Genomic DNA, 25,150 nt, shown 5'->3' on the forward strand with positions numbered 1-25,150 from the left:
GGGTAGGGGCCGGGCGCGCCGGGGCCGCCGGGCGTGCCCGGATAGCCGTATCCGCCGGGCCCTCCCGGGGCTCCGGGCGGTCCGGGAGGCCCTCCCGGCACGCCCGGAGCCGGGTAGCCGTACCCGCCCGCGGGCGGACCGGGCTGCTCGGGCGGACCGAAACCCTGCGGCGGACCGAAACCGCCGCCTGGACCGGGGTTGTGTGCGCCGTTGGGCGGCGGTGGATAGCTCATGGCGGAAGGATGCCGTACCGCACGGACATGCCAAGTCCCGGGTGCGTCACAACACTGCCACAGGGCCGTGCGACCCTGTGGCGCGTACCGCGGGCCGTGCCCGTCCCGGTCCTCGGGCGGGGTTCGCGGCGGGTGCCGTGGCGGCGGCACAATGACCCCATGCCCCGATCCCCACTCGACCCCGCCGTCGCCGCCCGCCTCAAGCGCAACGCCGACGGCCTGGTTCCCGCCATCGCCCAGCAGTACGACACCGGTGAGGTGCTGATGCTCGGCTGGATGGACGACGAGGCCCTGCGCCGCACCCTCACCACCGGCCGCTGCACCTACTGGAGCCGCAGCCGCGGCGAGTACTGGGTCAAGGGCGACACCTCCGGGCACGTCCAGCACGTGAAGTCCGTGGCCCTGGACTGCGACGGAGACACCGTGCTGGTGAAGGTCGACCAGGTGGGCGCCGCCTGCCACACCGGGGACCGCACCTGCTTCGACGCCGGTGAGCTGCCGCTGGGCGGCCCCGCGGCGGAGCGGGAGGGGAGCCCGGCATGACCGCCCAGGCCACTTCCCGGACCGCCCCCCACGGCACCTGCCCGGACCTGGAGACCTTCCGCACGCTGGCCAAGGACCGCCGCGTCATCCCGGTCACCCGGCGCCTGCTGGCCGACGGCGACACCCCCATCGCGCTGTACCGCAAACTCGCCGCCGAGCGCCCCGGCACCTTCCTGCTGGAGTCCGCGGAGAACGGCCGCACCTGGTCGCGCTACTCCTTCGTCGGCGTGCGGACCTCCGCCACCCTCACCGTGCGCGACGGGCAGGCCCACTGGCTGGGCGCCCCGCCGGTCGGCGTCCCCGCCGAAGGGGATCCGCTGGACGTCCTGCGCGCCACCGTCGAGGCCCTGCACACCCCCCGCGACCTGCACCGCGACGCCGACCTGCCGCCCTTCACCGGCGGCATGGTCGGCTACCTGGGCTACGACGTCGTGCGGCGCCTGGAGCGCATCGGCGACAGCACCCGCGACGACCTGGGGCTGCCCGAGCTGACCATGATGCTCACCTCCGACCTCGCGGTCCTCGACCACCGCGACGGCACGGTGCTGCTGATCGCCAACGCCATCAACCACAACGACCTCGACACCGGAGTGGACGAGGCCCACGCCGACGCCGTGCGCCGCCTGGACGCCATGGCCGCCGACCTGGCCCGGCCCGGGCCCGCCAGGGCCGCCCCGCTGCCGGCGCCGGAGCTGCCCGAGTACGCGGCCCTGTGGGGCGGGGCGGCCTACCGGGAGGCCGTGGAGGAGATCAAGGAGCGCATCCGCGCGGGCGAGGCGTTCCAGGTGGTGCCCTCGCAGCGCTTCCAGGCGCCCTGCCCGGCGAGCGCGCTGGACGTCTACCGCGTGCTGCGCGCCACCAACCCCAGCCCGTACATGTACCTGCTGCGTCTGGACGGCTTCGACGTCGTCGGCTCCAGCCCCGAGGCCCTGGTGAAGGTCGAGGACGGGCGGGCGATGATGCACCCCATCGCCGGAACCCGCCCGCGCGGCGCGACCCCGCAGGAGGACGCCGCCCTGGCCGAGGAGCTGCTGGCCGACCCCAAGGAGCGCGCCGAGCACCTGATGCTCGTCGACCTGGGCCGCAACGACCTGGGCCGGGTCTGCGAACCCGGCAGCGTCGAGGTCGTGGACTTCATGTCGGTGGAGCGCTACAGCCATGTGATGCACATCGTCTCCACGGTCACCGGGCGGCTGGCCAAGGGCCGTACCGCCTTCGACGCGCTCACCGCCTGCTTCCCGGCCGGCACCCTCTCCGGCGCGCCCAAACCGCGCGCGATGCAGATCATCGAGGAGCTGGAGCCGACCCGGCGCGGCCTGTACGGCGGCTGCGTGGGCTATCTGGACTTCGCCGGCGACGCCGACACCGCCATCGCCATCCGCACCGCGCTGCTGCGCGACGGGACGGCGTACGTCCAGGCGGGCGCCGGGGTGGTGGCCGACTCCGACCCCGCGGCGGAGGACACCGAGTGCCGGAACAAGGCCGCGGCGGTGCTCAGGGCGGTGCACACCGCCGGGCGGCTCGGCGGTAGCGTGGTGGAGTGATTTCCCCGCACACGCCCCCTTCCTCCCCCGGACCCGCCTCCCGTTCCGGGACCTCCCCGGGCGCGCGGCGAGCGCTGGGCGCCGCGCTGACCGCCGGCGCGCTGGGCGCCGCCGCGGTGCTCGTGGCCGCCGGGCAGGTCTGGGGCGAGGGCACCGCCGTCCTGGCCCGCGGCGAGGTGCCGGTCCGGGTCGAGGGCGGCGAGGTGACCGGGCTGCCCAGCGCCCTGGCGCTGGTCGGCCTCGCCGCGCTGGTCGCCGTCTTCGCCGTACGCCGCACCGGCCGCGCGCTGGTCGCCGCACTGCTGGCGCTGTGCGGCGCGGGCACCGTCGCCGCCGCCCTCCTGGGCGCGGGCGACCGGAGCGCGCTGGAGGCGAAGGCGGCCGAGGCCAGCGGGCTGACCCGCGGCGCGGTCGAGGCCGTCTCCTTCGGCCCGTGGCCCTATGTCGCAGCCCTGGGCGGAGCCGGGCTGCTGGCCGCCGGGCTGCTGGCCCTGCGCCACGGGAGCCACTGGCCCGCGATGTCGGGCCGCCACGAGCGCGCGGGCGGCGCCGGACCGGCCGCGGGCCGCCGGGCGGCTCCCGACCCGGACCGCCCCGAGGAGCTGTGGAAGGCCCTGGACCGCGGAGAGGACCCCACCACCGGGAGCGGCGGAAACCGGTCCTGACACAATGGCTGGTGAGCGAGCCAGATCGGACCTACGAGGAGCACTCAATGGCGGGCAACAACCACGGACACACCCCTGCCGCCTGGACCGGCGTCATCATCGCGTTCATCGGCTTCTGCGTCGCCTCGGTCTTCACCGTGCTGGCCGAGCCGGTGTGGTTCTGGGTCGGTGTGGCCATCACCCTCCTCGGCGGCGTCGCAGGCCTGGTCATGCGCTCGATGGGCATGGGCCAGCCGGAGGAGTCGCAGGGCCGCCGTCTGGACCAGTCCAAGGAGCGGGTGGAGGCCTGACGGGGCCGCCCCGGGCGGCTCCCCCCGGCGCGGTGCCGGCCGGGCGGCACCGCGCCGCCTCCGTGCCCGGCCGCCTCGGGCGGCGGCACGGCTGTACCGCCCGGTATGTGGGACCGGACCGCCCGGATGCGGATTCCGCGCCCCGGGCCGGATACCATCGCAGTGCGTGACCGCGTGTCCGGACAAGCCCCGCGCCCGCCGCAGGGGCCCGAGCCAGCCAGGAAGGGGGCCGCTCGCGTGAGTGTGCTCGACGAGATCATCGACGGGGTCCGCGCCGACCTCGCCGAGCGGCAGGCGCGTGTGGGCCTCGACGAGCTCAAGGAGCGCGCGGCCCGTGCGCCGCGCCCGCGCGACGGCGTGGCGGCTCTCAAGGGCGAGGGCGTCAAGGTCATCTGCGAGGTCAAGCGGTCCAGCCCCTCCAAGGGAGCGCTGGCCGCCATCGCGGACCCGGCCGCCCTGGCCGCCGACTACGAGGCGGGCGGCGCCGCGGTCATCTCGGTGCTGACCGAGCAGCGGCGCTTCGGGGGATCGCTGGCCGATCTGGAGGCGGTGCGTGGACGGGTGGACGTCCCCGTGCTGCGCAAGGACTTCATCGTCACCTCCTACCAGCTGTGGGAGGCCCGGGCCCACGGCGCGGACCTCGCCCTGCTGATCGTCGCCGCGCTCGACCAGGAGGCGCTGGTGTCGCTGGTGGAGCGTGCCGAGTCCATCGGGCTGACCCCGCTGGTCGAGGTGCACGACGAGGAGGAGGTCGAACGCGCGGTGGACGCCGGGGCGAAGGTCATCGGCGTGAACGCGCGCAACCTCAAGACCCTGGAGGTCGACCGCGGCACCTTCGCCCGGGTCGCCCCCGAGATCCCCGAGGGCGTCGTGAGGGTCGCCGAGTCGGGCGTACGCGGCCCGCACGACCTGATCGCCTACGCCAACGAGGGCGCCGACGCGGTGCTCGTCGGCGAGTCCCTGGTCACCGGCAAGGACCCGAGGACGGCTGTGGCCGATCTGGTCGCCGCCGGCGCCCACCCCGCCCTGCGGCACGGGAACTGAGGCGGGAACGACCGCGATGGCCCTGTCCGCCCGCCTCGCCCCCGGCTGCCGCCCCCGCGGCTGCCGCGCGCCCGCGCGCCGGGTGCTGGGGCGGCGTGTGCGCTACCACATCGGCTGCGAGCCGGGCCAGATCAACGGCAGGCGATGGCCTGCCCGGGCCGGGCACTGAGCTGCGCATCCCGCTCCGGCCGCCCGCCGGGCCGCCGACGGCCCGCGGGCCCGGGCGGGCTCCCGCGCGGCCCGCGGACCGTACCGCCGGCCGCGCACACCGCCCGCCCGGCCGCACCGCCGCACCCGCTCCCCGGGGCTCTGCCGGCCCCTTCGGGCCGGTGCGGCACACCGCCTTACGTGACCTGACCACCCCTTTCTGGGGCATGCGCCCCGACAAGGAGCATGTCGGATGTCCACCGACTTCTTCGTTCCCGACCCCGAGGGCCGGGTGCCGACCGCCGAGGGCTACTTCGGCGCCTTCGGCGGCAAGTTCATCCCGGAGGCGCTCGTCGCCGCCGTGGACGAGGTCGCCGCCGAGTACGAGAAGGCCAAGGCCGATCCCGCCTTCGCCGCCGAGCTGGAGGACCTGCTCGTCAACTACACCGGCCGGCCCAGCGCGCTGACCGAGGTGCGGCGGTTCGCCGAGCACGCGGGCGGCGCCCGGGTCTTCCTCAAGCGCGAGGACCTCAACCACACCGGCTCGCACAAGATCAACAATGTGCTGGGGCAGGCGCTGCTGACCCGGCGCATGGGCAAGACCCGCGTCATCGCCGAGACCGGCGCGGGCCAGCACGGCGTCGCCACCGCGACCGCCTGCGCCCTGTTCGGCCTGGAGTGCACCATCTACATGGGCGAGATCGACACCCAGCGCCAGGCGCTCAACGTCGCCCGGATGCGGATGCTGGGCGCCGAGGTGATCCCCGTCACCTCCGGCAGCCGCACCCTGAAGGACGCCATCAACGAGGCGTTCCGCGACTGGGTCGCCAACGTCGACCGCACCCACTACCTCTTCGGCACGGTCGCCGGACCCCACCCCTTCCCGGCCCTGGTGCGCGACTTCCACCGCGTCATCGGCGTCGAGGCCCGGCGGCAGATCCTTCAGCGCACCGGGCGGCTGCCGGACGCCGCGCTGGCCTGCGTCGGCGGCGGCTCCAACGCCATCGGCCTGTTCCACGCCTTCATCCCCGACACCTCCGTGCGTCTGATCGGCCTGGAGGCCGCCGGGCACGGCGTGGACTCCGGCGAGCACGCGGCCACCCTGACGGCCGGCGAGCCGGGCATCCTGCACGGCTCGCGCTCCTACGTCCTGCAGGACGACGAGGGCCAGATCACCGAGCCGTACTCCATCTCCGCCGGACTGGACTACCCCGGCATCGGCCCCGAGCACTCCTACCTCAAGGACACCGGGCGCGGCGAGTACCGCCCGGTCACCGACGACGAGGCGATGCGGGCGCTGCGCCTGCTGTCGGAGACCGAGGGCATCATCCCGGCCATCGAGAGCGCGCACGCGCTGGCCGGCGCGCTGCAGGTCGGCCGCGAGCTGGGGCCGCAGGGGCTGCTGCTGGTGAACCTCTCCGGCCGCGGCGACAAGGACATGGACACCGCCGCCCGCTACTTCGGGCTGTACGACGGTGCGGACACCGCGAAGGGGGCCGAGTGATGGCGGGCCGTGCGGAACTGCTGGGACGCGTCCTGGCGCAGGCCAAGGACGAGGGGCGGGCCGCCCTGGTGGGCTACCTGCCCGCGGGCTTCCCCACCGTGGACGGCGGCATCGCCGCCTGCACCGCCCTGCTGGAGGGCGGCTGCGACATCGTCGAGGTCGGACTGCCGCACAGCGACCCGGTGCTGGACGGGCCGGTCATCCAGACCGCCGACGACATCGCCCTGCGCGGCGGGGTGCGCATCGCGGACGTGCTGCGCACCGTGCGCCAGACGCACGCCGCCACCGGCGCGCCGGTGCTGTGCATGACGTACTGGAACCCCGTCGACCGCTACGGCGCCGAGCGGTTCGCCGCCGAGCTGGCCGAGGCGGGCGGTGCCGGCTGCATCCTGCCCGACCTGCCGGTCGAGGAGTCCGAGGTGTGGCGCAAGGCCGCCGAGCAGCACGGCCTGGCGACCGTCTTCGTGGTCGCCCCCAGCAGCCGCGACGAGCGGCTGGCGAGGATCACCGAGGCCGGCAGCGGCTTCGTCTACGCCGCCTCCCTGATGGGCGTCACCGGCACCCGCGAGTCGGTGGGGAAGGAGGCACAGGAGCTGGTGCGCCGCACCCGCGCCACCACCGACCTGCCGGTCTGCGTCGGACTGGGCGTCTCGAACGCGCGGCAGGCCGCGGAGGTGGCCGCCTTCGCGGACGGCGTCATCGTCGGCTCGGCCTTCGTCAAGCGGCTGCTGGACCACGAGGGCGACCTGGAGGCCGGCCTGGCCGCGGTCCGCGGACTCGCCGGAGAGCTGGCCGAGGGCGTACGGCACCGCGGCTGAGCGGGGCCCGAGGCGAGGGCACGGGAACGGGCTCGGGGGCGTACGGCGGACTGCCGCGCGCCCCGGGCCCGCGCGTCTCCCGGGCGCTCGCGCACCCCCTCGGGGCCGTGCGCGCCTCAGGGGGCGTGCAGCCGCAGCACGGCTCGCTCGGACCAGTCGGCCGGGACGCCGCGCAGCGACACCGCGATCATCGTGAGGAACGCCAGCGGAACGGTCCACGCGGCGGGCTGGGCCAGCAGCACGGTCAGCCAGGCCGACGACGGCTGTGCGAGGGCGGACAGCACCGCGGCCCCCGTCGCCGTGACCACCCCGGTGGCCAGCCCGGCCGCCGCGCCCGCGACCGTCAGCCGCGTCCACCAGATGCCCAGCACCAGCAGCGGGCAGAACGTGGAGGCCGCCACCGCGAACGCCCAGCCGACCACCACGTTGATGTCCAGGTGCGCGGCGGGCAGCGACAACAGCACCGCCACCAGCGCCCCCGCCGCCACCGCCAGCCGCAGCCTGGTCACTCCGCCGCCGAACAGGTCGTGGGAGAGCCCCCCGGCCAGGGCCAGCAGCAGCCCGGAGGAGGTGGACAGGAAAGCGGCGAACGCGCCGGTGGCCACCAGCGCCGTCAGCACGCTCCCCAGCGTCCCCGGCACGGCCGCCCCGGGCAGGACGACGGAGACGGTGTCGGTGGCGTTGCTGTGCACCAGGTGCGGGGTCAGCACCCGCCCCAGCAGCCCGTAGACGGCCGGGAACAGGTAGAACAGGCCCAGCAGGCCGATCACCAGCACGGCCACCCGCCGGGCGGCCCGGGCCGTGGGGCTGGTGTGGAAGCGCATGATCACATGGGGCAGCCCGATGGCGCCCAGCGTGGTGGCCAGCAGCACCGACCAGGTGGACAGCAGGGGCATCCCCGCCCCCTGGATGTCGATCAGCGGGCGGGTCCACTCCTCGGCGGCCGGGCCCGTCTCCCGGACCGGCCGCAGCGCCTCGGCGCGCGTGTCCGCGCCGACGTGCACGATCAGGTAGATCGCCGGCACGGCGATGAAGGCCAGCTTGACCAGGTAGTGGAACGCCTGGACGTAGGTGGCCGACCGCATGCCGCCCACCGCGATCGACGCGCTCACCACCAGCCCGGCCAGCACCACGCCCACCCAGTACGGGGTACCGCTGACCAGGCTCAGGACCACACCGGCGCCCTTGAACTGCGGCACCAGATAGAGCCACATGATCACCAGCACGATCACCCCGCACAGCTTGCGGATCGCCGGCGAGCCCAGCCGGTACTCGGCGAAGTCGGGCACCGTGAACGCCCCCGAGCGCCGCATCGGCCCGGCCACCAGCGCCACCACCGCGACGTACCCGGCGGTGAAGCCGACGGCGTACCACATCGCCCCGACGCCGTCCTTGAGCATCAGCCCGGCCAGACCGAGCACCGAGGCGGCCGACACGTACTCCCCGGCGATCGCCATGGCGTTCCAGCCGGGGGCGATACGGCGGGAGGCGACGAGGAAGTCCGGGCTGGTGCGGGCCGCGTGGACGCCGTACAGGCCGATGGCCAGGCTGGCGGCCAGGACCAGGCCGATCGCGGTCACGGCGGTCACGGGCCGCTTCCCGCGCCCGCGCCCGTACCGGTCTCCGTGCCCGCACCCGCACCCGTGTCCGTGTCCGTGCCCGCGCGGCTCTCCGCACGCTCGGCACGGCGCACATGGCACAGGGCGAGCAGCAGCAGCACAGGGTAGGTGGCCACCACCAGCACCAGCCACGACACCGGCACGCCCGCCACGTGGAGCCGGTCCAGCACCGGCAGCGCCGCGATCGTCCCGCTGGAGCCGAACAGCACCGCTCCCAGCAGGGCCACCGTCCGCAGCGCGGTGCGGCGCTGCGCGGCGAACACGGCGCGGGCGGCCTCGGCGTCGGCCGGCGCGGGCAGCGGCAGCAGCTGCGGATGGCGGCGGTGCCCGCGGGCCAGGGCGATACGGGTCTGCGGGCTGGTGACCTTCACCCGGCGCGGACCGCCGAGCTGGCCACCCTTGACCGGGCTCTTCACCGGGCCGCCCTGCCCAGCCGGCCGCTGCGCGCCGCCTCCAGCAACTGCTCCTTCAGGCTCCGGGCATGGCGGCGGCTGACCGGAACGTCACCGGCCGGAGTGCACGCCACCAGCCCCGAGGAGCTGGTGACCCGCAGGTCGTGGACCCAGCCGACGGCCACCAGATAGCCGCGGTGTACCCGCACGAAGCCCGCCGGAGCCCATATCTCCTCCAGGTACGACAGCGACAGCCGGATCAGATGCGTGCCCTGCCCGGTGTGCAGCCGTATGTAGTCGCCGTGCGCCTCCACGAACTGGACGTCGTCGCGCCGCACGAAAACCGTCCGGCGGCCGTGGTCGATCTGGACGACCGCCAGCTCGTCGCGCGGCCCCTCCGCCTCGTCCGCGCCGCCCGCCGCGGCCCGCCCGGTGGCGCCGATCCGGGCCACCGACTCGGCCAGCCGCTCGGGACGGACGGGCTTGAGCAGGTAGTCCACCGCCCCGATGCCGAACGCCTCGATGGCGTGGGACTCCGATGCGGTGACGAAGACGATGGAGGGCGGCGCCGAGAGCTGGCTGATGACCCGGGCCACGTCCATGCCGTCCAGCCCCGGCATGGAGATGTCCAGGAAGACGGCGTCGAAGGCGGTCGCGCCCAGCAGCTGCACCGCCCGGGCGCCGCTCTCGGCGGCGTACACCTCGCCGACCTCCGGTGTGTCCGCCAGGAGGTCGGCGAGCTCCTCGCGGGTGGATGTCTCGTCCTCGACGACGAGGACCTGAAGGGCCCGCGGCGCGCTGCTCATTCGGTAACCACTCCTCGCATGAATCGCGGCACCCTGATGGTCACCTTGGTGCCGTTGCCGGGCGCGGTCTCGATGACGAGGCCGTACTCCGGTCCGTACACGGTACGGAGCCGCCGGTCCACGTTGGCCAGACCGACGTTCCTGGCGGGAGGGCCGACTCCGGCGAGGATCGCCCGTGCGAGTTCCGGCTCCATGCCCACGCCGTCGTCCTCGATCTCGATGACGCACAGCGGGCCCTCGCCGAACCCCGAGACGCCGATGTGCCCGGGTCCGGCCTTCTTCTCCAGACCGTGGCGCACGGCATTTTCCACTATGGGCTGGACGACGAGGAAGGGTATGGCGACGGGAAGAATCTCCGGAGCCATCCGGACGGTGATCTCCATCCGGTCGTCGAACCGGGCGCGCTGCAGCTCCAGGTACGTCTGGGTGGCCTGCAGCTCGTCGGCGACCGTCACGTAGTCGCCGGCCGTGGAGAAGCTGTAGCGCAGGTAGTCGGCGAAGTCGGTGAGCAGGCGGCGGGCGCGGCCGGGATCGGTGCGGATGTGCGCGGCGATGACGGCCAGGGAGTTGTGGACGAAGTGCGGGGATATCTGGGCCCGCAGGGTGCGCAGGTCCGCCGCCGCGATCCGGGCCCGGGCGCTGCGCAGCTCGGTGTGGTCCAGCGCCTGCGACACCAGCTCGGCCACCTCGGCCACCTCGGCCTCGTCCAGCGCGCGCCCGTCCGCGGAACCGCCGACCACCAGGCAGCCGGTCAGCTCGTCCGCCACCAGCAGCGGGGCCGCGCACAGCGGGGGCTTGCGGAAGACGGTGCCGTGCTCGTACACCTGGGCGAGCACCGCGTCCAGGTCGGTGCCCTGAGGCAGCGCGCCGTGCCGGGCGACGGGCCCGTCGAGATCGGCGAGCACGACGGCCTCGGCGCCCACCAGCCGCCGGATCCGGCGGACCGCGGCCAGGGCCCGGCTGCCGTGCAGACCGTCCTGGAGGTCCGCGCCGATCAGCCGCACCTCCCGCAGGACGCCGATGGTCCCGGGCAGGCCGGACCCGGCCGGGCCACCCCGGCCCGCCCGTCCGCGGCGGGCGCCTCTCCACGATCCTCTGAGCACGGTGCGACCGTATAACGCGACAAATGATGACGGGGAGTCCTTCGAACCCGCTTCGAAGGACTCCCCAAGGGGCCCGGTGGCGGGACCGGCGCCAGGATGTGGGGGGTCACGCCGGTTTAGAGGCACCCGCCACCGGGGGCCCGAAGGGCCCGCCCCGGGGGATGGGCGGGCCCGGTCCGGGACGCGGTCAGTGCTTGGCCGCGCCCTCGGCGCCGGCCCCGGTCAGGGCCCGCACCTGGAGCTCGGCGAAGCGCCGCGGGTTGCTCTCGCCCGAGGACAGCGTGCCGACGATCGCGCACAGCAGGCCGAGCGGAATGGACACCAGGCCCGGGTTGGACAGCGGGAACCAGGCGATGTCGATGCCCGGGAGCAGCGCCTTCTCGGTGCCGGAGAACACCGGGGAGAAGATCACCAGACCCACCGCGCTGATCAGACCGCCGTAGATGCCGGCGACCGCGCCCCGGGTGTTGAACCGCTTCCAGAACAGGCTCAGCAGCAGGGTCGGCAGGTTGGCCGAGGCGGCGATGGCGAAGGCCAGACCGACCAGGAAGGCCACGTTGAGGCTCTGGGCGAAGATCGCCAGGATGATCGACGCGGCACCGATGCCGAAGGCCGACAGGCGGGCGACCTTGATCTCCTCGTGCTCGGACGCCCGGCCCTTGCGCACCACGCTGTTGTAGAAGTCGTGCGCCAGGGACGAGGAGGAGGCGATGACCAGGCCGGCCACCGTGGACAGGATCGCCGCGAAGGCGACGGCCGCGATGACCGCCAGCATCACCGAGCCGAAGAACTCGCCGCCGAAGTGCTCACCGACCTCCCGGGCCAGCTGCGGCGCGGCGGTGTTGCCCGCCGCGTCCTGGGCGGTGATGGCCTCCTTGCCCACCAGGGCCGCGGCACCGAAGCCCAGGATCAGGGTCATCAGGTAGAACGAGCCGATCAGGCCGATGCCCCAGTTGACGGACTTACGAGCGGCCTTGGAGTCCGGGACGGTGTAGAAGCGGATCAGGATGTGCGGCAGGCCCGCGGTGCCCAGCACCAGGGCCAGACCGAGGCTGATCAGGTCCAGCTTGTTCCACATCGTCTGCAGGGCGTCACCGGGCACCTCGACGCCGTACCGCAGTCCCGGCTCCAGGAAGGACTGCCCGGCGCCGCTGGCGTTCGCGGCGTCGCTCATCAGCTCGCCGAAGTCGAAGCCGTAGATGGCCATCACCAGGGCGGCCAGGACGATGGTGCCGCCCATCAGCATGCCGGCCTTGATGATCTGCACCCAGGTGGTGCCCTTCATGCCGCCGAAGGTCACGTACAGGGTCATCAGGATGCCGACGACGACGATGCCCACGATCTTGGCGGTGTCGGCGTCCATGCCCAGGTACGTCTCGCCCGGCTGGATGCCCAGCAGAAGGGCGACGACCGCGCCGGCGCCGACCATCTGGGCCAGCAGGTAGAAGATCGACACGGTGATGGTGGACACGGCCGCGGCGGTGCGCACCGGACGCTGCTGCATCCGGTACGACAGCACGTCCGCCATGGTGAACCGGCCGGAGTTCCTCAGCAGCTCGGCGACCAGCAGCAGGGCCACCAGCCAGGCGACGAGGAAGCCGATGGAGTAGAGGAAGCCGTCGTAGCCGAACAGCGCGATCATGCCCGCGATGCCCAGGAAGGAGGCGGCGGACATGTAGTCGCTGCCGATGGCGAAGCCGTTCTGCATACCGGTGAACCCGCGCCCGCCGGAGTGGAAGTCGGCCGCGGACTTCGTCTGGCGGCCCGCCCACACCGTGACGCCGAGCGTCACGGCGATCATGACGATGAACACCAGGATGGTCAGGGTGCGGCTGCTGGAGCTGACCTCCTCGGCCGCCAGGAGCGCGTGGGAAGCGGCGGTCGTCATGCCCGTCCTCCCGTCCGGCCGGCGGACGCGCCCGCGGGCGCGCCGGTCAGCTCGGCCCGCAGGTCGTCCGCGAGCGGGTCGACCTTCCGGTCGGCGTAGCGCGCGTACATGATCGCGATGCCGAAGGTGCTGACGAACTGGAGGATGCCGAACACCAGGGCCACGTTGACATCGCCGAAGAGGACCGTGGCCATCACGTCACGGGCGTAGGCGGACATCAGCACGTACAGCAGGTACCAGGCGAGGAAGCCGACGCTCACCGGGAGCACGAACCTCATCAGGCTCCGCCTGAGCTGGTCGAAACGCGGATCGCTGTGCATGGCCACCATGCGGTCCTCCGCGTCCCCGGCGGGGTCCAGGGTTTGTTGTAGACGGTCTGCGGACACTGCCGCCTCCTTCATCGACACGACGCGATACGACACGACGTACGGGAGCGGAAAAGGAATGCGGGGAACGTAAGGTGCGTCACACTCGCGGTGAAGAAGCTGATCGCGGTGTGCGGCGAACGCCGGATACGCGCGCCGAACGGTAGACCGTCGTGCGCCGAACGGTCGCCTTTCCGCGCCGAGCGGTCACCCCCGCGGGGGAAGCGGCGTGGAGCGCGCGCCCCGACGCGGTCCGTCCCCGCACCCCCTTTCGCGCGCGCCGCGGGGCTTCACACCACCCGCACGCGCGTTACGCACCCGTTGCCGGGTGAAGCGGCCCCTTCGGGGCCCGGCACGGTAGCGTTCGTGGCGTCATGGAAACCCTTGCCTTCATCCCCAGCCCGTCGTCGGGCGAGATCGTCATCGGACCGATCCCGCTGCGGGGCTACGCGTTCTGCATCATCCTCGGCGTCTTCGTCGCGGTCTGGCTCGGCGGGAAGCGCTGGGTCGCCCGTGGCGGACAGCCCGGCACGGTCGCCGACATCGCCGTGTGGGCGGTGCCGTTCGGCCTGGTCGGCGGCCGTCTCTACCACGTCGTCACCGACTACCAGCTCTACTTCGGCGAGGGCCGCAACTGGGTCGACGCCTTCAAGATCTGGGAGGGCGGCCTCGGCATCTGGGGAGCGATCGCGCTGGGCGCGGTGGGCGCCTGGATCGCCTGCCGCAGGCGGGGCATCCCGCTGCCCGCCTACGCGGACGCCATCGCGCCCGGCATCGCGCTCGCCCAGGCCATCGGCCGCTGGGGCAACTGGTTCAACCAGGAGCTGTACGGGCGCCCCACGGACCTGCCGTGGGCCGTGGAGATCGACAACGGCGTCGACACCGGCACCTTCCACCCCACCTTCCTGTACGAGTCGCTGTGGTGCGTGGGCGTGGCCCTGCTGGTGATCTGGGCCGACCGCCGCTTCCGCCTCGGCCACGGCCGCGCCTTCGCCCTGTACGTCGCGGCCTACACGGCGGGGCGCTTCTGGATCGAGTACCTGCGCATCGACGAGGCCCACCAGATCCTGGGCCTGCGCCTGAACAACTGGACCTCGATCGCCGTCTTCCTGGGCGCTGTGGCCTACATCGTCCTCTCGGCCAGGCTCCGCCCGGGGCGTGAGGACGTGGTGGAGCCGGCGGCGCAGGAGACCGGCGGCAGCGCGGACGACGGCACCGGCGGCGACACCGACGACGACACCGACGGTGGTGCCGGGGGCCCCGCAGAGGGGGAGAAGAACACCGCGAAGGACCCGGAGGCCGGGCCGGAGCGCGCCGAGTCCGCCTCCTCCGCCGAGACACCGGAGTCCTCCTCCTCCGGCGGCGCGTCCGCCTCCGCCGCCGGCTGACCCCGGCCGCGCCGGAGAACCGCACAGGCCCCGGCCGCGCCCCTCCGGCGCGGCCGGGGCCTTCTCCGTGCGGCGGCGAAAGCCCAGCTCAGCGAGGTAAGTTCGGCCTGCCTTGCTGGAATCGCACCCCGGGATGGACGTACGGTCGAGACGTCGGACACCGGACGGGGGACACAGGAGGCGCAGGCGGATGTCGTCCATGGCCGGAGACGGGACCGAGATCACCCTGCGGCCCGGAGCCCCGAACTCCGCGCACCGCGACAACCACACCCACCGCGACGTGACCGGCGGCTGGCTGCGCCCGGCCGTCTTCGGGGCGATGGACGGGCTGGTCTCCAACCTCGCCCTGATGACGGGCGTCGCCGGCGGCAACGTGGACCGCTCCGTGATCATCATCAGCGGTCTGGCCGGACTGGCCGCCGGAGCCTTCTCCATGGCGGCCGGCGAGTACACCTCGGTGGCCTCCCAGCGCGAGCTGGTCCTGGCCGAGCTGGACGTGGAGCGGCGCGAGCTGCGCCGCAACCCCGAGGACGAGCAGCGGGAGCTGGCCGAGCTGTACGTGGGCCGGGGCGTGGAGCCCGAGCTGGCGGCGGAGGTCGCCGAGCAGCTGTCCCGGGATCCGGAACAGGCCCTGGAGATCCACGCGCGCGAGGAGCTGGGCGTGGACCCGGGCGAGCTGCCCTCGCCCGCGATCGCCGCGGTCTCCTCCTTCGGCGCCTTCGCGGTGGGCGCGCTGATACCCGTACTGCCCTATCTGCTGGGGGCCGCCGCCCTGTGGCCCGCCGTGCTGGTGGCGCTGCTGGGCCTGTTCCTGTGCGGTGTGCTGGTCTCCAGGATCACCGTGCGCCCGTGGTGGTACAGCGGACTGCGGCAGCTCACCCTGGGCGGCGCGGCCGCCGCGGTGACCTACGGGCTCGGTACCCTGTTCGGGGTCGCCGTGGGGTGAGCCCGCCGCGCGGGCCCGCACCCGGCCCGGCCGTCCGGTGCGGCCTGTCCGACTGTGATCTGTTCAACTCCGGAATTCTCCGCTCATCTGTTACCCGCCGGTTTCAGCCGTGTCACCGTTGGGAATGAACAACGAGCGCTTCTGGCAGTGTCGCCGGCGCCACCCGAATCCACACGGCGGATATGCGCCGTATGACCGATTCGACCCCCATCGCAGGTCCGCATGATGGACCGAGGTGTCCACCCTTCGGAAGAAACCTCATCATGTAACCTGCACCGAAAATTTGTTCCGCAGAGGGCCAACGTCGTCCCTCGGCGTCCTTCGGACCCGGTCCGGAAGACGCCACCAAGCCCCACATGACGACGGGAGAGCCGATGCGTGCTGCGCCCCTGACGGCCTACCCTGCCAAGCAGGGAATGTACGACCCGCGCGACGAGCACGACGCCTGCGGCGTCGGCTTCGTGGCCACCCTCACCGGTGAGGCGAGCCACACGCTGGTCGACCAGGCCCTGACCGTCCTGCGGAACCTGGAGCACCGCGGCGCCACCGGCGCCGAGGCCGACTCCGGCGACGGCGCGGGCATCCTGGTCCAGATCCCCGACGCCTTCCTGCGCGAGACCGCCGGCTTCGAGCTGCCCGAGGCGGGCTCGTACGCCGTGGGCACCGCCTTCCTCCCCACCGGCGAGGCCGACAGCGCCGAAGCCGTCACGCGCATCGAGACGATCGCCGCCGAGGAGGGCCTGAACGTCCTGGGCTGGCGCGAGGTCCCCGTCGCCCCGCAACTGCTGGGCAACGGCGCCCGCGCCACCATGCCCGCCTTCCGCCAGCTGTTCGTGGCCGACGGAACCAACACCGGCCTGGCCCTGGACCGCAAGGCGTTCGTGCTGCGCAAGCGCGCCGAACGCGAGGCCGGCACCTACTTCCCGTCGCTGTCCGCGCGGACGATCGTCTACAAGGGCATGCTGACCACCGGACAGCTCGAGCCCTTCTTCCCCGACCTGTCCGACCGCCGCTTCGCCAGCGCCATCGCCCTGGTCCACTCGCGGTTCTCCACCAACACCTTCCCCAGCTGGCCGCTGGCCCACCCCTACCGCTTCGTCGCCCACAACGGCGAGATCAACACCGTCCGCGGCAACCGCAACTGGATGCGCGCCCGCGAGTCCCAGCTGGTCTCCGACCTCTTCGGCGGCAAGGACGCCGGGGACCTGGAGCGGATCTTCCCCGTCTGCACCCCGGACGCCTCCGACTCCGCCTCCTTCGACGAGGTCCTGGAACTGCTCCACCTCGGCGGCCGCTCCCTGCCCCACGCGGTGCTGATGATGGTCCCCGAGGCGTGGGAGAACCACCCCTCCATGGACCCCGCCCGCCGCGCCTTCTACCAGTACCACTCCACGATGATGGAGCCCTGGGACGGACCGGCCTGCGTCACCTTCACCGACGGCACCCAGGTCGGCGCCGTCCTGGACCGCAACGGACTGCGCCCGGGACGCTACTGGGTCACCGACGACGGCCTGGTCGTCCTCTCCTCCGAGGTCGGCGTCCTGGACATCGACCAGGACAAGGTCGTCCGCAAGGGCCGCCTCCAGCCCGGCCGCATGTTCCTGGTGGACACCGCCGAGCACCGCATCATCGAGGACGACGAGATCAAGGCCTCCCTCGCCGCCGAGCACCCCTACCAGGAGTGGCTCGAGGCCGGGATCATCGAGATCGAGGACCTGCCCGAGCGCGAGCACATCGTCCACACCCACGCCTCGGTCACCCGCCGCCAGCAGACCTTCGGCTACACCGAGGAGGAGCTGCGCGTCCTGCTCGCCCCGATGGCCCGCACCGGCGCCGAGCCGATCGGCTCGATGGGCACCGACTCGCCCATCGCCGCGCTCTCCACACGCCCGAGGCTGATCTTCGACTACTTCACCCAGCTGTTCGCCCAGGTCACCAACCCGCCGCTGGACGCCATCCGCGAGGAACTGGTCACCTCGCTGATCTCCTCCCTCGGCCCCCAGGGCAACCTGCTGGAGCCGACCGCGGCCTCCTGCCGCAGTGTCACCCTGCCCTTCCCGGTGATCGACAACGACGAACTCGCCAAGCTCGTCCACATCAACGCCGACGGCGACATGCCGGGCATGAAGGCCGTCACCCTCTCCGGTCTCTACCGCGTCGGCGGCGGGGGAGCGGCCCTGGCCGAGCGGATCGACGAGATCTGCGCCGAGGCCGAGACCGCCATCACCGACGGCGCCCGCCTGATTGTCCTGTCCGACCGCCACAGCGACGCCGAGCACGCCCCGATCCCTTCGCTGCTGCTCACCTCCGCCGTCCACCACCACCTCATCCGCACCAAGCAGCGCACCCAGGTGGGCCTGCTGGTCGAGGCCGGAGACGTCCGCGAGGTCCACCACGTCGCCCTGCTCATCGGCTACGGCGCCGCCGCGGTCAACCCCTACCTGGCCATGGAGACCGTCGAGGACCTCGTCCGCGCCGGCACCTTCCTGCCCGCCGACACCGACCCCGAGACCGCCATCCGCAACCTGATCAAGGCGCTCGGCAAGGGCGTGCTGAAGGTCATGTCCAAGATGGGCATCTCCACCGTCGCCTCCTACCGTGGCGCCCAGGTCTTCGAGGCCGTCGGCCTGGAGCAGGACTTCGTCGACACCTACTTCCACGGCACCGCCACCAAGATCGGCGGCGCCGGCCTGGACGTCATCGCCAAGGAGGTCGCCGCCCGCCACGCCAAGGCCTACCCGGCCTCCGGCATCGCACCGGCCCACCGCAACCTGGACATCGGCGGCGAGTACCAGTGGCGCCGCGAGGGCGAACCGCACCTGTTCGACCCGGAGACGGTCTTCCGCCTCCAGCACGCCACCCGCACCCGCCGCTACGACATCTTCAAGCAGTACACCCGGCGCGTGGACGAGCAGTCCGAACGCCTGATGACACTGCGCGGCCTGTTCGGCCTCAAGTCCGAGCGGCCCTCGATCCCCGTCGAGGAGGTCGAGCCCGTCTCCGAGATCGTCAAGCGGTTCTCCACCGGCGCCATGTCCTACGGCTCCATCTCCCAGGAAGCCCACGAGACCCTCGCCATCGCCATGAACCGGCTGGGCGCGAAGTCCAACACCGGCGAGGGCGGCGAGGACCCCGAGCGGCTGTACGACCCGGCCCGCCGCTCCTCGATCAAGCAGGTCGCCTCCGGCCGCTTCGGCGTCACCTCCGAGTACCTGGTCAACTCCGACGACATCCAGATCAAGATGGCCCAGGGCGCCAAGCCCGGCGAGGGCGGCCAGCTGCCCGGCCACAAGGTCTACCCGTGGGTCGCCAGGACCCGGCACTCCACACCCGGCGTCGGGCTCATCTCCCCGCCGCCGCACCACGACATCTACTCCATCGAGGACCTCGCCCAGCTCATCCACGACCTGAAGAACGCCAACCCCGCCGCCCGCATCCACGTGAAGCTGGTCTCCGAGGTCGGCGTCGGCACGGTCGCGGCGGGCGTGTCCAAGGCCCACGCCGACGTCGTGCTGATCTCCGGCCACGACGGCGGCACCGGCGCCTCCCCGCTGACCTCCCTCAAGCACGCGGGCGGCCCCTGGGAGCTGGGCCTGGCCGAGACCCAGCAGACCCTGCTGCTCAACGGCCTGCGCGACCGCATCGTCGTCCAGACCGACGGCCAGCTCAAGACCGGCCGCGACGTGGTCATCGCGGCCCTGCTCGGCGCCGAGGAGTACGGCTTCGCCACCGCCCCGCTGGTCGTCTCCGGCTGCGTGATGATGCGCGTGTGCCACCTGGACACCTGCCCCGTGGGCATCGCCACCCAGAACCCGGTGCTGCGCAGCCGCTACAGCGGCAAGGCCGACCACGTGGTGAACTTCTTCGAGTTCATCGCCGAGGAGGTCCGCGAACTCCTGGCCGAACTCGGCTTCCGCAGCCTGGACGAGGCCATCGGCCACGCCGAGGTCCTCGACGTCAGCCGCGCGGTCGACCACTGGAAGGCCCAGGGACTGGACCTGGCCCCGCTGCTGCACGTCCCCGAACTGCCCGAGGGCGCCGCCCGGCACCAGGTCGTCCCCCAGGACCACGGCCTGGCCAAGGCCCTGGACAACCAGCTCATCAAGCTCGCCGCCGACGCCCTGTCGGCCGACACCGCCGAGGACGCCCGCCCGGTGCGCGCCCAGGTGCCCATCCGCAACATCAACCGCACGGTCGGCACCATGCTCGGCCACGAGGTGACGAAGAAGTTCGGCGGCGCCGGCCTGCCCGACGACACCATCGACATCACCTTCACCGGCTCCGCCGGCCAGTCCTTCGGCGCCTTCCTGCCGCGCGGCATCACCCTCCGGCTGGAGGGCGACGCCAACGACTACGTCGGCAAGGGCCTCTCCGGCGGACGCGTCGTCGTCCGCCCCGACCGTGGCGCCTCCCACCTGGCCGAGTACTCCACCATCGCGGGCAACACCCTCGCCTACGGCGCCACCGGCGGCGAGATGTTCCTGCGCGGCAGCGTCGGCGAACGCTTCTGCGTCCGCAACTCCGGCGCGCTGGTGGTCTCCGAGGGCGTGGGCGACCACGGCTGCGAGTACATGACCGGCGGCACGGCCGTCGTCCTGGGCCGCACCGGCCGCAACTTCGGCGCCGGCATGTCCGGCGGCACCGCGTACGTCATCGACCTCGACGCCGACGACGTCAACCCCGACGTCGCCGCGGCCGTCGAACCCCTCGACGACACCGACCGGCAGTGGCTGCACGACGTCGTGCGCCGCCACCACGAGGAGACCGGCTCCACCGTCGCGGGCAGGCTGCTCGACGACTGGGAGGCCGCCGCCGAACGCTTCAGCAAGATCATCCCCCGTACCTACAAGGCAGTGCTCGCCGCCAAGGACGCCGCCGAGCGAGCCGGACTGTCCCAGGCCGAGACCCACGAGAAGATGATGGAGGCGGCGACCAATGGCTGATCCCAAGGGCTTCCTCAACACCGACCGCGAGGTCGCCGAGACCCGCCCCGTACCCGAGCGGGTCAAGGACTGGAACGAGGTCCACGTCCCCGGCTCCCTGCTGCCGATCATCGGCAAGCAGGCCGGCCGGTGCATGGACTGCGGCATCCCGTTCTGCCACAACGGCTGCCCGCTGGGCAACCTCATCCCCGAGTGGAACGACTACGCCTGGCGCGGGGACTGGCAGGCCGCCGGCGAACGGCTGCACGCGACCAACAACTTCCCCGAGTTCACCGGACGGCTGTGCCCGGCCCCGTGCGAGTCCGCCTGCGTACTGGGCATCAACCAGCCCCCGGTGACCATCAAGAACGTCGAGGTCACCATCATCGACAAGGCCTGGGAGGCCGGCGGCGTCACCCCGCAGCCGCCCGAGCGCCTGTCGGGCAAGACCGTCGCCGTCATCGGCTCCGGACCCGCCGGCCTGGCCGCCGCCCAGCAGCTCACCCGCGCCGGACACACGGTCGCCGTCTACGAGCGCGCCGACCGCGTCGGCGGACTGCTGCGCTACGGCATCCCCGAGTTCAAGATGGAGAAGCGCCACATCAACCGCCGCATCGAGCAGATGCGGGCGGAGGGCACCAAGTTCCGCACCGGAGTGGAGATCGGCCGCGACATCGACGCCGCCGACCTGCGCAAGCGCTACGACGCCGTCGTCATCGCCGCCGGCTCCACCACCGCCCGCGACCTGCCCGTCCCCGGCCGCGAACTGAACGGCATCCACCAGGCGATGGAGTACCTGCCCCTGGCCAACAAGGTCCAGGAAGGCGACTACATCACCCCGCCGATCACCGCCGAGGGCAAGCACGTCGTCGTCATCGGCGGCGGCGACACCGGCGCCGACTGCGTCGGCACCGCCCACCGCCAGGGCGCGGCCTCCGTCACCCAGCTGGAGATCATGCCCCGGCCGGGCGACGAGCGCGACCCGGTCGGCCAGCCCTGGCCCACCTTCCCCATGCTCTACAAGGTCACCTCCGCGCACGAGGAAGGCGGCGAGAGGATCTACTCCGTCTCCACCACCCACTTCGAGGGCGACGAGGACGGCAACGTCCAGGCCCTGCACCTGGTCGAGGTCGAGTTCAAGAACGGGAGGCCCGAGCCCAAGCCGGGCACCGAGAAGCGCATCCCGGCCCAGCTCGTCACCCTGGCCATGGGCTTCACCGGCATCGACAAGGACAACGGCCTGGTCGAGCAGTTCGGCCTGGAACTGGACCAGCGCGGCAACGTCGCCCGCGACGCCGACTACGCCACAGGCGTCGACGGCGTCTACGTCGCCGGCGACGCCGGCCGCGGCCAGTCCCTGATCGTGTGGGCCATCGCCGAGGGCCGCTCCGCGGCCAGGGCCGTGGACCGCTACCTGACCGGCGCCAGCTCCCTGCCGGCCCCGATCAGGCCCACCGACCGCGCACTGACCGTCTGACACCCCGACCGTCCGTACGGCGCGGACCGGCCGGCCACCCCGGCCGGCCGCCCGCACCGCCACGGACGCACACCCCGCGGCGCCGGCCCCCTCCCCGACCGGGAGCCGGCGCCGCGGCACGTCCGCGCACCGATCAGCCGCCCTCCGCCAGACGCGCCGGGAAACCGCCCGTGGCCACCGGACCCCAGCGCACCGGAGTGATCCGCAGCAGCGACTTGCCCTGCCGCACCATCGCCTCGCGGTACTCGTCCCAGTCCGGATGCTCACCCGCGATCGCCCGGTAGTACTCCACCAGCGGCTCCACCGCCTCGGGCACGTCCAGCACCTCGGCGGTGCCGTCCAACTGCACCCACGGGCCGTCGAAGTCCTCCGACAGCACGATCACGCTCACAGCCGGATCACGGCGCGCGTTGCGCGTCTTGGCGCGCTCGGGATACGTCGACACCACGATCCGCCCCGCGCCGTCCACCCCGCACGACACCGGCGACCCCTGCGGAGAGCCGTCGGCACGGCGGGTCAGCAGCACCGCCCGGTGACGGGGGCGCACGAAGTCCAGCAGCTCGTCGAGTCCGACACGGGTGTTGGTGGCGATGGAAGGGCTCATATCCCGAGCCTATGCCGCACCGCACGGAGCACCACACCCCCGGCACGCCCCGGCACGCGCGGCCCGTATCCGCCCACCGGAACGGGCGGGGAGGCGGAACCGGAAACGCATAGAGTCGGTGACCATGACGAACAGCGAGATCGACCCGTCGGTGCAGGCAGAGCTCACCCGGCTGCGCGACAGCATCGACAACATCGACGCCGCCGTGGTGCACATGCTCGCCGAGCGGTTCAAGTGCACCCAGCAGGTCGGCCGCCTCAAGGCCGAACACCGACTGCCCCCCGCCGACCCCGCCCGCGAGGCCCAGCAGATCGCCCGGCTCCGCTCCCTCGCCGAGAACGCCAAACTCGACCCGGCCTTCGCCGAGAAGCTGCTGAACTTCATCATCGCCGAGGTCATCCGCCACCACGAGACCATCGCCCGCTCCTGACCGCCGGCGGCGCACGGCTTCGGCCACGCGGTTTTGGCCACGCGGGTTTGGCCGGAAGGCACGGCAGGGGATACCCGGTGCGGCCCGCACGGCCGATACGGCAGCATGAGCGGCATGCCCGCACTGACCCGAGAAGAGGCGCGGAGCCGAGCCCGGCTCATCGACGTCCAGCACTACACCGTCGACCTGGACCTGACCCGGGGCGAAGAGACCTTCGGCTCCACCACCACCGTCCGCTTCACCACCCGCGAAGCGGGCGACACCTTCGTCGAGGTACGGCCCCACACCCTCCACCGGGCCGACCTCGACGGACACGCACTCGACACCGCCTCCCTCGCCGACGGGCGCCTGCCGCTGACCGGCCTGAACGCGGGCGAACACGAACTGCGCATCGAGGCCGACATGGCCTACTCGCGCACCGGCGAGGGCATGCACCGCTTCACCGACCCCGCCGACGGCCGCACCTACCTCTACACCATGTGCTTCCAGACCGAAGCCCCCCGCGTCTTCGCCGCCTTCGACCAGCCCGACCTCAAGGCCCCCTTCACCGTCACCGCCACGGCCCCCGAGGAATGGACCGTCCTCGGCAACGGCACCGCCCACCGCGTCGAAGGAGAACCCGGCCGCTGGGAGTGCGCCACCACCCCACCGCTGAGCACCTACTTCATGGCACTGGCCGCCGGCCCCTGGCACTCGGTGCGCACCGAGCACGCCGGCATCCCCTTCGGCCTGCACGTACGCCAGTCCCTCGGCAGCCACCTCGACGACGACGCGCAGGAACTGCTCGACATCACCCGCGCCTGCTTCGACCGCTACCACGAAATCTTCGACGAGCCCTACCCCTTCGACTCCTACGACCAGGCCTTCGTCCCCGAGTTCAACGCCGGCGCCATGGAGAACCCCGGACTGGTCACCTTCCGCGACGAGTACATCCACCGCTCCGCCGTCACCGACACCCAGCTCCAGAGCCGCGCCGTGACCATCGCCCACGAGATGGCCCACATGTGGTTCGGCGACCTGGTCACCCTGCGCTGGTGGGACGACATCTGGCTCAACGAGTCCTTCGCCGAGTACATGGGCTACCAGGTCCTCGCCGAGGCCACCCGCTTCACCGGCACCTGGACCGAGTTCGCCGTCGACCGCAAGTCCTGGGGCTACGACGCCGACCAGCGCCCCTCCACCCACCCCGTCGCCCCCGAACCCGAGGCGGTGCCCGACACCGCCACCGCCCTGCTCAACTTCGACGGCATCTCCTATGCCAAGGGCGCTTCCGCACTGCGCCAACTGGTCACCTGGCTCGGCGAGAAGGCCTTCCTCGCCGGCATCAACGACCACTTCGCCCGCCACCGCTTCGGCAACGCCACCCTCGCCGACTTCCTCGACTCCCTCGCCCGCGCCTCCGGCCGCGACGTCCACGCCTGGGCCGACCGCTGGCTGCGCACCACCGGCGTCGACACCCTCACCCCGCACATCACCACCGACGGCCGCCGCTGGCACCTGGAGACCGCCCACACCGGCGACCGCCCCCACCGCCTCACCATCGGCCTCTACGACCTCGACGGCACCGGAACGGCGGACCGCCTGACGCCCCGTGCACCCCTCACCGCCGACATCCCCGCCGACAGCGGCCACACCCTCACCGCCGACGGCCCCCGCCCCGACCTCGTCCTCCTCAACGACCGCGACCTCACCTACGCCAAGGTCCGCCTGGACACCGACTCCTGGCGCACCGTGCGGCGCGCCCTGACCCACCTGCCCGACCCGCTCACCCGCGCCACCGTCTGGAACGCCGCCCGCGACATGGTCCGCGACGGAGCGCTGCCGCCCGCCGACTACCTGGACACCGCACGCGCCCACCTGCCGCACGAGACCGACGACGCCATCGTCGCCGGCGTCCTGGACTTCGCCCGCCACGAGATCGCCGACCGCTACCTGCCGCCAGGGCAGCGCACCGCCGCCCTGGAGACCCTCACCGACCTCGCCCGCGCCCTGCTGGAACGCGAACCGGCCGGCGGCGGACGCGACGGGGGAGTCCGACTGACCGCCGTACGCGCCGCCATCGACAGCGCCACCACCCCCGGTGAGCTCCACCACTGGTGGACCACCGGCACCCTCCCCGACGGACGCCCCCTCGACCACGAACTGCGCTGGCGGCTCCTGCACCGCCTCGCCGTCCTCGGCGTCGTGAACACCTCCGACATCGGCGCCGCCCACGACGCCGACCCCAGCGCCGCCGGCACCGAGGGAGCCGCACGCTGCCGTGCCGCCCTGCCCGACCCCGCCGCCAAGGAAGCCGCCTGGCAGGCCCTGTTCGGCGAGGCCGACACCCTCTCCAACTACCTGCTCAAAGCCACCTTCCAGGGCTTCTGGCACACAGAGCAGCAGGATCTGTTGCGCGACTACGTCCCCCGCTACTTCGACC

The 25,150-nt window shown here is 72.8% G+C and carries 22 protein-coding genes; 14 read left to right on the forward strand and 8 right to left on the reverse strand.

All coding sequences use genetic code 11. From position 1 onward, the window contains the following. Nucleotides 1–233: hypothetical protein (locus tag L7D48_RS07900; protein ID WP_237878247.1), on the reverse strand; the 233-nt coding region annotated here is incomplete at its 3' end. Between the two features lie 159 nt (nucleotides 234–392). Here L7D48_RS07900 and hisI point away from each other — a divergent pair. From hisI to trpA, 8 genes are all read left to right on the forward strand, one after another. Further along, nucleotides 393–776 carry a phosphoribosyl-AMP cyclohydrolase gene (hisI, locus tag L7D48_RS07905; protein WP_237878248.1) on the forward strand — a complete coding sequence of 128 codons (384 nt, stop codon included), beginning with the start codon at nucleotides 393–395 and terminating at the stop codon, nucleotides 774–776. After that, entirely contained in the window at nucleotides 773–2,320 is a 1,548-nt protein-coding gene (locus L7D48_RS07910; protein ID WP_237878249.1) for an anthranilate synthase component I, read from the forward strand. Before hisI ends, L7D48_RS07910 begins: the two co-directional genes overlap by 4 nt. Then, nucleotides 2,317–2,985, forward strand: coding sequence for a TIGR02234 family membrane protein (locus L7D48_RS07915; RefSeq protein ID WP_374491653.1), 669 nt, complete (start codon nucleotides 2,317–2,319; stop codon nucleotides 2,983–2,985). The genes L7D48_RS07910 and L7D48_RS07915 overlap by 4 nt, the downstream gene beginning before the upstream one ends. A gap of 47 nt (nucleotides 2,986–3,032) precedes the next feature. After that, a complete protein-coding gene (locus tag L7D48_RS07920) occupies nucleotides 3,033–3,275 on the forward strand; it encodes an HGxxPAAW family protein (RefSeq protein ID WP_237878266.1) in 243 nt (80 codons plus the stop codon). 237 nt (nucleotides 3,276–3,512) lie between these two features. After that, nucleotides 3,513–4,319: an indole-3-glycerol phosphate synthase TrpC gene (gene trpC / locus L7D48_RS07925; protein ID WP_237878250.1), complete on the forward strand. Its 807-nt coding sequence runs from the start codon at nucleotides 3,513–3,515 to the stop codon at nucleotides 4,317–4,319. Nucleotides 4,320–4,335: 16 nt separating this feature from the next. Further along, nucleotides 4,336–4,488, forward strand: coding sequence for a tryptophan biosynthesis modulator TrpM (trpM, locus tag L7D48_RS07930; protein WP_237878251.1), 153 nt, complete (start codon nucleotides 4,336–4,338; stop codon nucleotides 4,486–4,488). Nucleotides 4,489–4,719: 231 nt separating this feature from the next. Then, on the forward strand, nucleotides 4,720–5,970 hold the full coding sequence (gene trpB, locus L7D48_RS07935) for a tryptophan synthase subunit beta (protein ID WP_237878252.1): 1,251 nt from the start codon (nucleotides 4,720–4,722) through the stop codon (nucleotides 5,968–5,970). After that, nucleotides 5,970–6,788 carry a tryptophan synthase subunit alpha gene (gene trpA, locus L7D48_RS07940; RefSeq protein ID WP_237878253.1) on the forward strand — a complete coding sequence of 273 codons (819 nt, stop codon included), beginning with the start codon at nucleotides 5,970–5,972 and terminating at the stop codon, nucleotides 6,786–6,788. The genes trpB and trpA overlap by 1 nt, the downstream gene beginning before the upstream one ends. Before the next feature lie 116 nt (nucleotides 6,789–6,904). Here trpA and L7D48_RS07945 read toward each other — a convergent pair whose 3' ends face one another. The 6 genes from L7D48_RS07945 to L7D48_RS07970 form a co-directional block, all read right to left on the reverse strand. Continuing rightward, nucleotides 6,905–8,377 (reverse strand): cation acetate symporter, encoded by a 1,473-nt coding sequence (locus L7D48_RS07945; protein WP_237878254.1) that lies wholly within the window; start codon nucleotides 8,375–8,377, stop codon nucleotides 6,905–6,907. Next, entirely contained in the window at nucleotides 8,374–8,823 is a 450-nt protein-coding gene (locus L7D48_RS07950; RefSeq protein WP_237878255.1) for a hypothetical protein, read from the reverse strand. The genes L7D48_RS07945 and L7D48_RS07950 overlap by 4 nt, the downstream gene beginning before the upstream one ends. Next, the gene (locus L7D48_RS07955) at nucleotides 8,820–9,605 is read right to left on the reverse strand and encodes a LytTR family DNA-binding domain-containing protein (RefSeq protein WP_237878256.1); all 786 of its coding nucleotides are present in this window, start codon (nucleotides 9,603–9,605) and stop codon (nucleotides 8,820–8,822) included. Before L7D48_RS07955 ends, L7D48_RS07950 begins: the two co-directional genes overlap by 4 nt. Beyond that, nucleotides 9,602–10,708: a sensor histidine kinase gene (locus L7D48_RS07960; RefSeq protein WP_237878257.1), complete on the reverse strand. Its 1,107-nt coding sequence runs from the start codon at nucleotides 10,706–10,708 to the stop codon at nucleotides 9,602–9,604. The genes L7D48_RS07955 and L7D48_RS07960 overlap by 4 nt, the downstream gene beginning before the upstream one ends. 187 nt (nucleotides 10,709–10,895) lie before the next feature. Further along, entirely contained in the window at nucleotides 10,896–12,596 is a 1,701-nt protein-coding gene (locus L7D48_RS07965) for a cation acetate symporter (protein ID WP_237878258.1), read from the reverse strand. After that, nucleotides 12,593–12,982, reverse strand: coding sequence for a DUF485 domain-containing protein (locus L7D48_RS07970; RefSeq protein ID WP_237878259.1), 390 nt, complete (start codon nucleotides 12,980–12,982; stop codon nucleotides 12,593–12,595). The genes L7D48_RS07965 and L7D48_RS07970 overlap by 4 nt, the downstream gene beginning before the upstream one ends. Nucleotides 12,983–13,335: 353 nt before the next feature. On the opposite strand from L7D48_RS07970, the gene lgt reads away from it, so the two are divergent. The 4 genes from lgt to L7D48_RS07990 all read left to right on the forward strand — a co-directional run bounded on the left by lgt (nucleotide 13,336) and on the right by L7D48_RS07990 (nucleotide 21,694). Continuing rightward, entirely contained in the window at nucleotides 13,336–14,349 is a 1,014-nt protein-coding gene (gene lgt / locus L7D48_RS07975) for a prolipoprotein diacylglyceryl transferase (RefSeq protein ID WP_237878260.1), read from the forward strand. 199 nt (nucleotides 14,350–14,548) lie between these two features. Next, a complete protein-coding gene (locus L7D48_RS07980) occupies nucleotides 14,549–15,295 on the forward strand; it encodes a VIT1/CCC1 transporter family protein (protein ID WP_237878267.1) in 747 nt (248 codons plus the stop codon). Nucleotides 15,296–15,669: 374 nt separating this feature from the next. Next, a complete protein-coding gene (gene gltB, locus L7D48_RS07985) occupies nucleotides 15,670–20,238 on the forward strand; it encodes a glutamate synthase large subunit (protein WP_237878261.1) in 4,569 nt (1,522 codons plus the stop codon). Beyond that, complete coding sequence (locus L7D48_RS07990) at nucleotides 20,231–21,694, forward strand: glutamate synthase subunit beta (RefSeq protein WP_237878262.1); 1,464 nt, start codon at nucleotides 20,231–20,233, stop codon at nucleotides 21,692–21,694. Before gltB ends, L7D48_RS07990 begins: the two co-directional genes overlap by 8 nt. 133 nt (nucleotides 21,695–21,827) lie before the next feature. On the opposite strand, the gene L7D48_RS07995 is transcribed toward L7D48_RS07990, so the two are convergent. After that, on the reverse strand, nucleotides 21,828–22,298 hold the full coding sequence (locus L7D48_RS07995; protein ID WP_237878263.1) for a PPOX class F420-dependent oxidoreductase: 471 nt from the start codon (nucleotides 22,296–22,298) through the stop codon (nucleotides 21,828–21,830). Nucleotides 22,299–22,422: 124 nt separating this feature from the next. On the opposite strand from L7D48_RS07995, the gene L7D48_RS08000 reads away from it, so the two are divergent. Together L7D48_RS08000 and pepN are read left to right on the forward strand one after the other, a co-directional pair. Beyond that, nucleotides 22,423–22,728, forward strand: a complete 306-nt coding sequence (locus L7D48_RS08000; protein ID WP_101257704.1) for a chorismate mutase — start codon at nucleotides 22,423–22,425, stop codon at nucleotides 22,726–22,728. A gap of 114 nt (nucleotides 22,729–22,842) precedes the next feature. Then, nucleotides 22,843–25,150, forward strand: a 2,308-nt coding sequence (gene pepN, locus L7D48_RS08005; RefSeq protein WP_237878264.1) for an aminopeptidase N, incomplete at its 3' end; no start/stop codon positions are given.

Source organism: Streptomyces sp. ICN903 (genome assembly GCF_022015835.1).
GTDB classification, from domain to species: Bacteria; Actinomycetota; Actinomycetes; order Streptomycetales; family Streptomycetaceae; genus Streptomyces; species Streptomyces fenghuangensis.

Coding starts and splice junctions, on each gene's coding strand:
- hisI (WP_237878248.1), top strand. CDS start 393: ATGCCCCGATCCCCACTCGACCCCGCCGTCGCCGCCCGCCTCAAGCGC.
- L7D48_RS07920 (WP_237878266.1), top strand. CDS start 3,033: ATGGCGGGCAACAACCACGGACACACCCCTGCCGCCTGGACCGGCGTC.
- lgt (WP_237878260.1), top strand. CDS start 13,336: ATGGAAACCCTTGCCTTCATCCCCAGCCCGTCGTCGGGCGAGATCGTC.
- L7D48_RS07910 (WP_237878249.1), top strand. CDS start 773: ATGACCGCCCAGGCCACTTCCCGGACCGCCCCCCACGGCACCTGCCCG.
- gltB (WP_237878261.1), top strand. CDS start 15,670: ATGCGTGCTGCGCCCCTGACGGCCTACCCTGCCAAGCAGGGAATGTAC.
- L7D48_RS07995 (WP_237878263.1), bottom strand. CDS start 22,298: ATGAGCCCTTCCATCGCCACCAACACCCGTGTCGGACTCGACGAGCTG.
- L7D48_RS07955 (WP_237878256.1), bottom strand. CDS start 9,605: ATGAGCAGCGCGCCGCGGGCCCTTCAGGTCCTCGTCGTCGAGGACGAG.
- L7D48_RS07965 (WP_237878258.1), bottom strand. CDS start 12,596: ATGACGACCGCCGCTTCCCACGCGCTCCTGGCGGCCGAGGAGGTCAGC.
- L7D48_RS07980 (WP_237878267.1), top strand. CDS start 14,549: ATGGCCGGAGACGGGACCGAGATCACCCTGCGGCCCGGAGCCCCGAAC.
- L7D48_RS08000 (WP_101257704.1), top strand. CDS start 22,423: ATGACGAACAGCGAGATCGACCCGTCGGTGCAGGCAGAGCTCACCCGG.
- trpA (WP_237878253.1), top strand. CDS start 5,970: ATGGCGGGCCGTGCGGAACTGCTGGGACGCGTCCTGGCGCAGGCCAAG.
- trpB (WP_237878252.1), top strand. CDS start 4,720: ATGTCCACCGACTTCTTCGTTCCCGACCCCGAGGGCCGGGTGCCGACC.
- trpM (WP_237878251.1), top strand. CDS start 4,336: ATGGCCCTGTCCGCCCGCCTCGCCCCCGGCTGCCGCCCCCGCGGCTGC.
- L7D48_RS07990 (WP_237878262.1), top strand. CDS start 20,231: ATGGCTGATCCCAAGGGCTTCCTCAACACCGACCGCGAGGTCGCCGAG.